A 7,856-nucleotide genomic window follows, 5' to 3' on the forward strand; every position below is an offset into this window, starting at 1 on the left:
GCGCTCGTCTCGGCCAAGCCGATTTGACAGAAGCGGGGCGGCTGCTGTCAGACAGGCTGGTTTTTTATCACTTCGGCTTTCACGAGGTGCCCGACAGTGCCGACCACCCCGACCTGCGCCGCAAGCTCAACCGCATCCCGACCTCGCTCGGAATCGACGACGAACACAAGCAGCACCTGCACACGGCCGTGACCCGTGCCATCAACCCCAACAACCCCTGCCTGCAGGGCATTGCAAGGTTGGTGCGGCAGGAAGCCGCGACGCCCGTCGATGTGCGCAGCACGCGAGAGGCGTGCGCCAGGTCGCGCAACCACAACGGCCCGCCGTCACTGCAGCGCACCGTGGCGCGCGACATGCCGCCGTCCCGGTAGGGCTTCAACCCTGGCGGCACTGCCCGATGCACGAAGCCGGCCGCCTGACCGGTCGAGGTGTCCCACGGCGCGAGCCCGCACGATCAGGCCGGGGCGATCGGTGTGCTGAAAATCGCACGGACGCGTTAAGGTTGGGGCCATGCAACTGCTCGGCACCCAAGCACGCCACGTCATCGCCCACCCCGGCCGCTTCTTGTGGCAAACGGTAAAGGCTTTTCGCGCCAACCAGGGGCTGCTGCTGGCGGGGGCGGTGGCGTACTACGCGCTCCTGTCCATCGTGCCGCTGTTGATCTTGAGCGTGATCGCGCTGTCGCATGTGATCGACCAAGCCGATCTGCTGGACACAGTGGGGCGCTACCTGGAGTGGCTGGTGCCGGGCCAGTCGCGCGCCATCGTCGGCGAGTTGGCCAACTTCCTGCTGCACCGCGATGTGATCGGCTGGGTGCTGCTGGGCACGATGCTGTTTTTCAGCTCGCTCGCCTTCACCGTGCTCGAGAACGCGATGTCGGTGATCTTCTTGCACCGGGTGGCGGTGCGGCGGCGGCACTTCCTGGTGTCGGCGCTGCTGCCGTATGGCTACATCCTGTCGCTGGGCGCCGGCCTGTTGCTGGTCACGCTGGTGGCGAGCAGCCTGCAGATGATGGGCGACGAGAGCTTCCGCGCGCTGGGCCGCGAGTGGTCGCTGAGCGGGGTGTCGGGGCTGCTGCTGTACCTGCTGGGCCTGGTCGGCGAGGTGTTCGTGCTGACCTCGGTCTACCTGGTGATGCCGGTGGGGCGGCTGGCACTGCGGCATGCGCTCATCGGCGCCATCACGGCGGCGCTGCTGTGGGAGGTGACTCGCCACGTGCTCGTGTGGTACTTCAGCTCGCTGTCGCAGGTCAACGTGGTCTACGGCTCGCTCACCACGGCGATCGTGGTGCTGCTCAGCCTGGAGATCGCGGCCGCGCTGTTGCTGTTTGGCGCGCAGGTGATCTCAGAATACGAGCGAATCGGCCGCGGCGACGAGGCGCCGCCGCGGCCTTTTCACACCGACTGATTACACACCGACTGATTACTTCGAGGCTGCCGGAGCGGGAGCCGGAGCAGAGGCCGCAGCCCCCACCACGTCGATCTTCGCGGCGGCCTTCAGCGCATCCAGCTGCTTGCGCACGTTGGTCTGCTGCAGCTGCTGGCTCAGCTGGGGCTTGAGCGATTCGATCGGAGGCGCTTCGATGGGGCGCGAGTCTTCGAGCAGGATCACGTGGTAGCCGAACTGGGTCTTGACCGGCTCTTCGGTGAATTTGCCTTTTTCGAGCGTGCGCACGGCAGCGCCGAACTCGGGCACCATTCTCTGGGCATCGAACCAGCCGAGGTCGCCGCCGCTCGACTTGGAGCCCGGGTCCTTGGTCTTGGTGCTGGCCAGCTTGGCAAAGGCGGCCGGGGTCTTCTTCAGGGTCGCGATGATCTCCTTCGCCTCGGCTTCGCTGGCCACCAGGATGTGGCGCGCCTTGTATTCAGAGCCACCCGACTGGGTCTTGATGCGCTCGTACTCGGCCTTCACCATCTCGTCGGTGACGGGGTTCTTCTTGATGTAGTCCTCGACGTAGGCGTTGGCCAGCACCGATTGTTTGATCGCTTCCACCTGCTGCAAGAACTCGGGCGTTTTGTCGAGGCCTTGTTTGGCGGCCTCCTGGGCGATCACCGTTTGCAGGGTCAGGCTGTCGAGGATGGCCTTGCGGGCTTCCGGCGAGTCGCCTTGGCCGCCGCGCTGCTTCACGATCAGGTCGACCGTGCCCTGGTTGATGGCAGTGCCATTCACCGTGGCGACCACCGGGCCGCTGGCGGCCGTGGCCGCAGGGGTGGTGCCTTTGCCGCCACCGCAGGCGCTGAGGGCCACGAGTGAGACTGCGCTGGCCAGAAAAATTCCGTGTTTGAGGGTGCTCATGGGGTTGTCCTTGGGACGAGGTTGATGGATGAGACTGGATTGAAAGAAGCGGGCGTCAGAAGAAAAGCTTCATGCCGAACAGCGCGCCGCTTTGCACCGTGACGCCATCGCGGTTCTCGAAGTCGATGCGAACGCGGCGGTACGACGCAAACACCTCGGCGTTGCTGAGCACGCGGTAGGAGACGAAGGCGCCGATGTCTTGCAGGTTCTTGCTGTCGTTGAAGCTCGTCACGCGCGGCGCAAACCAGCCGTGTGCGCCCACGTGCACCTGCGACAGGCCGGGCAAGGCCACGTCGAACTGACCACCCAGCGCGAGCGCCGAGGCGTTCTTGACATCGTTCTGCACGAAGAACAGCTTGCCACCGAGGCCGACGCTCAAGCCGTCGTTGACCTGTTGCGACACCTGGATGCCGCTGGTGAAGATGTTGCCGTTGTCGGTGTGGTGCAGGCCGCCGAGCGTGAGCTCGAGCCCCTGGCCGATCTGCGGGCTGGTGTAGTCGGCGGCGATGACCTTGTTGCTCAAGGCGAGCTTGACGTCAGCCGCTTGCGCGGCCGATGCGGCGGTGAGCAGGCTCAGTGCACAGAGCATGTGACGCATGGTGAACTCGGTTCCGGGGTTGAAAAGGCGGGCGAAGGGTAGCAGACCGCCGGCCCGGGGCGGGCCGCCGCACCCCCATCGGCGCTGGGTCAATCCACCCGCACGAAGTGCTGTCGCACGTGGCTTCGCTCGAGCATGTCGAAGTGCCACCACTCATTGTCGACGCCGTTGAAGCCGCCGGCTGCCATGGCGCGGCGCAGCCACTCGCGGTGCTGCACCTGGGCGGCAGTGAGCCGGCCATGCGCCAGGTGCTCGGCCTCCAGTCGCGGGTGCGACATCTCGGTCATCTCGTCGAAGCCGCTGCCCATGTCGAGCTCGCGGCCCTGGGCGTCGGTGATGGTGGCGTCGAGTGCCATGCCGAACGAGTGGATGGAGCCGCGCGCCGGGTCGGCCACGTACTGGCGCAGGCCGGTGCCGTCGAGGTGGTCCCACAGCAGCACCTGCACGCGGTGCGGGCGCAAGGCATCGAGCACCAGAAAGCGGTGGCCGGGTGCGTCGATCGCGAGTTGGGCCACGGCGCGCTCCAGGCCGGTGGCGGCCAGGTGGTGCAGCCAGCTGCAATCGAGCGAGCCGTAAAGATCGCGGCCCACGAAGTTGTGCGGGCCGGCGTAACGCAGGTCAACCGCCACATCGCGGATGGACGAGAGGCGGCGAAAGTCGGAGTGGGAGGCAATGTCCTCGCAGCGCATGGGGAGCCCGGTGGGTGTTCGTTGAAGGATACCTTTGTGCCTGTGAATTGCGTGTTGCCCCCACAATTCAAGCGCTTCAATTCTCCGCACTGCCATGGATGCTGCCGACCTGACCCGGATCGCCGAGCTCGAAATGAAAAGTCACGGCCTGCAACCCGTGTTTGCGCCCGAGGTGCTGCAGGAGGCTGAGCGCTCGGCCGACGACAGCGGTGCCGAGCCCGGCGCCGACATTCGCGACATGCGAACGCGTCTGTGGTTTTCGATCGACAACGACGACACGCTCGACCTCGACCAGCTGAGCTGGGCCGAGGCCCTGCCCGGTGGCGGCGTGCGGCTCGCCGTGGCGGTGGCCGATGTCGATGCGAAGGTGCGGCCCGGCGGCGCGATCGACGCGCATGCCGCCGTCAACACCACCTCGGTCTACACGGCAGCCGGTGTGTTCCCGATGCTGCCGCAAGTGCTGTCGAACGGGCTCACCTCGCTGCATGAAGGCGAAGAGCGCCTGGCCGTGGTGGTGGAGATGGAGATCGATGGCCGCGGCGAAGTGACCGGGTCGCAGCTTTACCGGGCGCTGGTGCTCAACCAGGCCAAGCTCGCCTACGACAGCGTGGCGGCCTGGCTGGGCGGGCGGGCCCCTGCGCCGCCTGCGGTGGCGGCGAGCGCGGCGCTGCAGGCGCAGATTCACCTGCACGACCAGGTGGCGCTGTCTCTGCGCCAATGGCGGCACCGGCGCGGCGCCTTGAACGTGAGCACCGCGCAGGCGCGGCCGGTGTTCGTCGATGGCCAGCTGGTCGACTTGCGCGCCGACCACAAGAACCGCGCCAAAGACCTGATCGCCGACCTGATGATCGCCACCAACGGGGTCACGGCACGTTATCTCTCCCAGCACGGGCAGCCCTCGCTGCGCCGCGTGTTGCAGGAGCCCAGGCGCTGGGATCGCCTGGTGCTGCTCGCCGCAAAGCATGGCGCGACTTTGCCGCAAGCTCCCGATGCGCTGGCGCTCGACAAGTTTTTGGCCGAGCGCCGCCGGGTCGACCCGGCGGACTTTGAAGACCTCTCGCTGTCGGTGGTGAAGATGCTGGGCTCGGGCGCTTATGCGGCCGTGCCTGCGGGTGCGCCGGGTGCCGGCCACTTTGGCCTGGCGGTAAACGACTATGCACACTCCACCGCACCCAACCGCCGCTTCGTCGACCTGGTGACGCAACGCCTGCTGAAGGCCACGCTCGCGCGGCAGGCGCCGCCGTATTCCCTGGAGCAGCTCGACGCCATCGCCCAGCACTGCACCGTGCAGGAAGACAGCGCCTCGAGCGTGGAGCGCCGTGTGCTCAAGGCGGCTGCCGCCTACCTGCTGCACGACCGCGTCGGCGAGCACTTCGACGCCATCGTCACCGGCGCTGCACCCAAGGGCACCTTCGTGCGCATCACCTCGCCGCTGGTCGAGGGCAGGGTGGTGAGCGGCTTCGAAGGGCTCGACGTGGGCGACACGCTGCGGGTGACGCTGCGCAGCGTGGATGCCGAGCAACGCTTCATCGACTTCGAGCGCGCGTGACCATCAAGATCAATCACAACGCACAACCCGAGGAATGACCATGCAACTCATCGGAATGCTCGATTCACCTTACGTGCGACGCGTCGCCATCTCGTTGCAGCTGCTGGGCCTGCCCTTCGAGCACCGGTCGGTTTCGGTGTTTCGCGGCTTCGATGAATTTCGCCAGATCAACCCGGTGGTCAAGGCGCCCACGCTGGTGTGTGACGACGGCAGCGTGCTGATGGATTCCACACTCATGCTCGACTACGCCGAAGCGCTGGCCGCGCCCGGCCGCAGCCTGATGCCCAGCAGCCTGACCGAGCGCCTGCAGGCCTTGCGTGTGATCGGCCTGGCACTTGCCGCGTGCGAGAAGAGCGTGCAGATCGTCTACGAGCACAACGTGCGGCCGGCCGAGAAGCGGCACCAGCCTTGGCTGGACCGTGTCACCGGCCAGATGTTGGCGGCTTATGGCGCGCTGGAGTTGGAACTGCAGCGTGAGCCGCTCTTGGTCACCAGCCGCACCATCGGCCAGGCGGGTGTGACGACGGCGGTGGTCTGGCATTTCACGCAGCAACTGATGCCCGGCGTGGTGGCGGGCTCGGCGCACCCGGCGATTCAATCGCTGTCGCTGAAGGCCGAAACCATGCTGCCCGAGTTCATGGCGGCGCCGCATGGCGAGGGCACCTACCCGGTGCGTGTGTAGAGGCAGCCCTTGATGTTCACCCGCCACCTCAGCGCGACGACGTGGGCTTCATACGCGAGATCGTCAAGCGCCTGAGCGCCCAGCCGGGCATCGACGCCAAGCGTGTGTTTGCCAACGGCATGTCGAACGGCGGCTTGATGGCTTACCGCCTGGCGTGTGAGATGCCCGAGGTGTTCAAGGCCATCGTGGCGGTGGCGGGCACCGACAACACCCGGAGCTGTGCGCCGTCGCAGCCGGTCTCGGTCTTGCACATCCACGCGAAGGACGACGAGCGGGTGCTGTTCAACGGCGGCGCGGGCTTCAACAAGTCGGACCAGGTGACGGACTTCGTGGCCGTGCCCGACTCGGTGGCCAAGTGGGTGCGGCTCAACGGCTGCAACGCCACGCCCCAACGTGTGCTGGAGACGGCGGGGGCGCATTGCGACGCCTATTCACATTGCAAGGGCGGCGTGGAGGTGAAGCTGTGCGTCACCGAGACCGGCGGCCACTCGTGGCCGGGCGGCAAGAAGCCGCGTGGTGGCGCGGCGGGTTCGGCGATCTCGGCCACCGAGATGATGGCGGAGTTTTTTCTCAGCCGCTGAGCCCCAACTTACGGCCTCACCTGGTCGATCTGCACCGCCACCTGGTTCGCCCCCGGTTTGACCACCGGCCCCACGCCGATCAGGTCGCCTGGGCCGGGTGTCGCGCTGCCGCTCTTGGAGATGCGCGCTTCGATGCGAACGTCGGTGGCGCTGGAGAGCTTGAACTCGGGGTTCATGGCCGTGGAGTCGTCGAGCTTGAAGTCGAACGGCAGGTCAGACACCTTGACGCGCTGCACCGCCAGCGGCATGCGCGAGCCCTGCGGGCTGCGGGCGAAGATGAACACCGTGTCGCCGGGCTGCACCTGGGCGGCCAGCGCGGGCGCCAGGCTCACGCGGCCGGTGACGGCGATACCGGGGGCCGCAGCGACAGGTGCTGTCTGCTGGGGCACGGCTGCAACCGCTGGGTTGGCACCCGGGCCGGCCATCTGTTCGCGGGTCTTGGCGATGGCCTGCGCCAACCAGTTGGCGTCTTCCGAGCCGGGCGGCACGATCTTCAGCAGCTGCTCCCAATAGGCCACGGCCTGGGTGAAGTCGTTGCGGTTGTAAGACGCCGTGGCGGCGAGCGACAAGGCCATCGGGTTCTCGGGCTCGAGCTTGAGTGCGCGCTGCACGATCTCCATCGGCTTGCCGTCGAAATTGCCCATCGCACGGGTGGCGAGCACGTCACCGTATTCGGCCAGCAAGGTGGCATTCTGGTAGAGCGAATCGCCGATCCGGTTGAAGGCGTTTTCAGCTTCGGGCAGGCGGTTCATGGCTCGGTAAGAACGTGCGAGCACGATCCAGCCCTTGGTGTCGCCGGGGTTCTTTTCCATGCGGGCGGCCAGGTCGGACACCATCTTTTCAACGTCTTGGCGCGAGGGCTCGCGGGTGGCCACCGGGTCGAGCGCGGCGGGTGTGCCCAGCACGGCGTAGAGCCCGGCCGCGCCCAGTGGCATCAACAAGACCAGCGCCAGCGCGGTGTAGCGCATGCCGAAGGGTGCAGCGGCTTTGGTGTCGCTGTTCCCAGCATCGTCGAGCAGTCGGCGCTGCAGCTCGGCGCGCGCCTGGGCGTGGTCGTCGGCAGACAGCGTGCCGGCGGCGAGGTCGCGGTCGAGCTCTTGCAGCTGGTCGCGGTAGACGCCGGCGTTGACCTCGGGCGTGCTCGCCACATCGGAGGCCGGGCTGCGGCGCCATGGGCGCAACAACAACAACAGGGTGACCGCGACGAGCACCGCCGCAGCCAACACAAAACCACCCATCACGAATCTCCCTTGAGCAGGGCGTCTGCCCGGCGTTGGTCTTCGGGCGACAGCGCCGCTTCAGCGGGCCGGCGCTTGCGCAAGAACACGATCAGGCCGGCCAGCCCGGCGATCAGCAACACGAACGGCCCGCCCCACAGCAGCCAGGTGGTGGGTTTGACGGGCGGTCGGTAGAGCACGTAGTCGCCGTAGCGCGTGACGAGAAAGTCGCGCACCTCCCGGTC

The 7,856-nt window shown here is 67.0% G+C and carries 10 protein-coding genes; 5 read left to right on the forward strand and 5 right to left on the reverse strand.

What is annotated here, in order from left to right:
* Both RMO40_RS02765 and RMO40_RS02770 read left to right on the forward strand, forming a co-directional pair.
* The coding region (locus tag RMO40_RS02765; RefSeq protein WP_309715982.1) for a hypothetical protein at window positions 1-371 on the forward strand (371 nt) is incomplete at its 5' end.
* Between the two features lie 139 nt (window positions 372-510).
* The gene (locus RMO40_RS02770) at window positions 511-1,407 is read left to right on the forward strand and encodes a YihY/virulence factor BrkB family protein (protein ID WP_309715984.1); all 897 of its coding nucleotides are present in this window, start codon (window positions 511-513) and stop codon (window positions 1,405-1,407) included.
* Window positions 1,408-1,422: 15 nt separating this feature from the next.
* On the opposite strand, the gene RMO40_RS02775 is transcribed toward RMO40_RS02770, so the two are convergent.
* From RMO40_RS02775 to RMO40_RS02785, 3 genes are all read right to left on the reverse strand, one after another.
* A complete protein-coding gene (locus RMO40_RS02775; protein WP_309715987.1) occupies window positions 1,423-2,295 on the reverse strand; it encodes a peptidylprolyl isomerase in 873 nt (290 codons plus the stop codon).
* A 55-nt stretch (window positions 2,296-2,350) separates the two neighbouring features.
* Window positions 2,351-2,893 (reverse strand): YfaZ family outer membrane protein, encoded by a 543-nt coding sequence (locus RMO40_RS02780; RefSeq protein ID WP_309715990.1) that lies wholly within the window; start codon window positions 2,891-2,893, stop codon window positions 2,351-2,353.
* A gap of 89 nt (window positions 2,894-2,982) precedes the next feature.
* Window positions 2,983-3,582: a M15 family metallopeptidase gene (locus tag RMO40_RS02785; RefSeq protein ID WP_309715993.1), complete on the reverse strand. Its 600-nt coding sequence runs from the start codon at window positions 3,580-3,582 to the stop codon at window positions 2,983-2,985.
* Window positions 3,583-3,676: 94 nt separating this feature from the next.
* On the opposite strand from RMO40_RS02785, the gene RMO40_RS02790 reads away from it, so the two are divergent.
* The 3 genes from RMO40_RS02790 to RMO40_RS02800 are packed head-to-tail and all read left to right on the forward strand — an operon-like array spanning window position 3,677 to window position 6,394.
* Window positions 3,677-5,131 carry an RNB domain-containing ribonuclease gene (locus RMO40_RS02790; RefSeq protein ID WP_309715996.1) on the forward strand — a complete coding sequence of 485 codons (1,455 nt, stop codon included), beginning with the start codon at window positions 3,677-3,679 and terminating at the stop codon, window positions 5,129-5,131.
* A gap of 40 nt (window positions 5,132-5,171) precedes the next feature.
* Entirely contained in the window at window positions 5,172-5,813 is a 642-nt protein-coding gene (locus tag RMO40_RS02795; RefSeq protein WP_309715999.1) for a glutathione S-transferase N-terminal domain-containing protein, read from the forward strand.
* Between the two features lie 41 nt (window positions 5,814-5,854).
* Entirely contained in the window at window positions 5,855-6,394 is a 540-nt protein-coding gene (locus tag RMO40_RS02800; protein ID WP_309716002.1) for a prolyl oligopeptidase family serine peptidase, read from the forward strand.
* An 8-nt stretch (window positions 6,395-6,402) separates the two neighbouring features.
* Here the strand turns inward: RMO40_RS02800 and ccmI are convergent, their stop codons facing one another.
* Together ccmI and RMO40_RS02810 are read right to left on the reverse strand one after the other, a co-directional pair.
* Entirely contained in the window at window positions 6,403-7,632 is a 1,230-nt protein-coding gene (gene ccmI, locus RMO40_RS02805) for a c-type cytochrome biogenesis protein CcmI (RefSeq protein ID WP_309716005.1), read from the reverse strand.
* Window positions 7,632-7,856: cytochrome c-type biogenesis protein CcmH (locus RMO40_RS02810; RefSeq protein ID WP_309716007.1), on the reverse strand; the 225-nt coding region annotated here is incomplete at its 5' end. The genes RMO40_RS02810 and ccmI, both read right to left, overlap by 1 nt.

Origin of the sequence: Rhizobacter sp., assembly GCF_031412075.1 — a bacterium.
Classification (GTDB): domain Bacteria; phylum Pseudomonadota; class Gammaproteobacteria; order Burkholderiales; family Burkholderiaceae_C; genus Rhizobacter.

Excerpts from the sequence above, each read along its gene's own strand:
- ccmI (WP_309716005.1), bottom strand. The coding sequence starts at position 7,632 with ATGGGTGGTTTTGTGTTGGCTGCGGCGGTGCTCGTCGCGGTCACCCTG.
- RMO40_RS02795 (WP_309715999.1), top strand. The coding sequence starts at position 5,172 with ATGCAACTCATCGGAATGCTCGATTCACCTTACGTGCGACGCGTCGCC.
- RMO40_RS02785 (WP_309715993.1), bottom strand. The coding sequence starts at position 3,582 with ATGCGCTGCGAGGACATTGCCTCCCACTCCGACTTTCGCCGCCTCTCG.
- RMO40_RS02770 (WP_309715984.1), top strand. The coding sequence starts at position 511 with ATGCAACTGCTCGGCACCCAAGCACGCCACGTCATCGCCCACCCCGGC.
- RMO40_RS02775 (WP_309715987.1), bottom strand. The coding sequence starts at position 2,295 with ATGAGCACCCTCAAACACGGAATTTTTCTGGCCAGCGCAGTCTCACTC.
- RMO40_RS02790 (WP_309715996.1), top strand. The coding sequence starts at position 3,677 with ATGGATGCTGCCGACCTGACCCGGATCGCCGAGCTCGAAATGAAAAGT.
- RMO40_RS02780 (WP_309715990.1), bottom strand. The coding sequence starts at position 2,893 with ATGCGTCACATGCTCTGTGCACTGAGCCTGCTCACCGCCGCATCGGCC.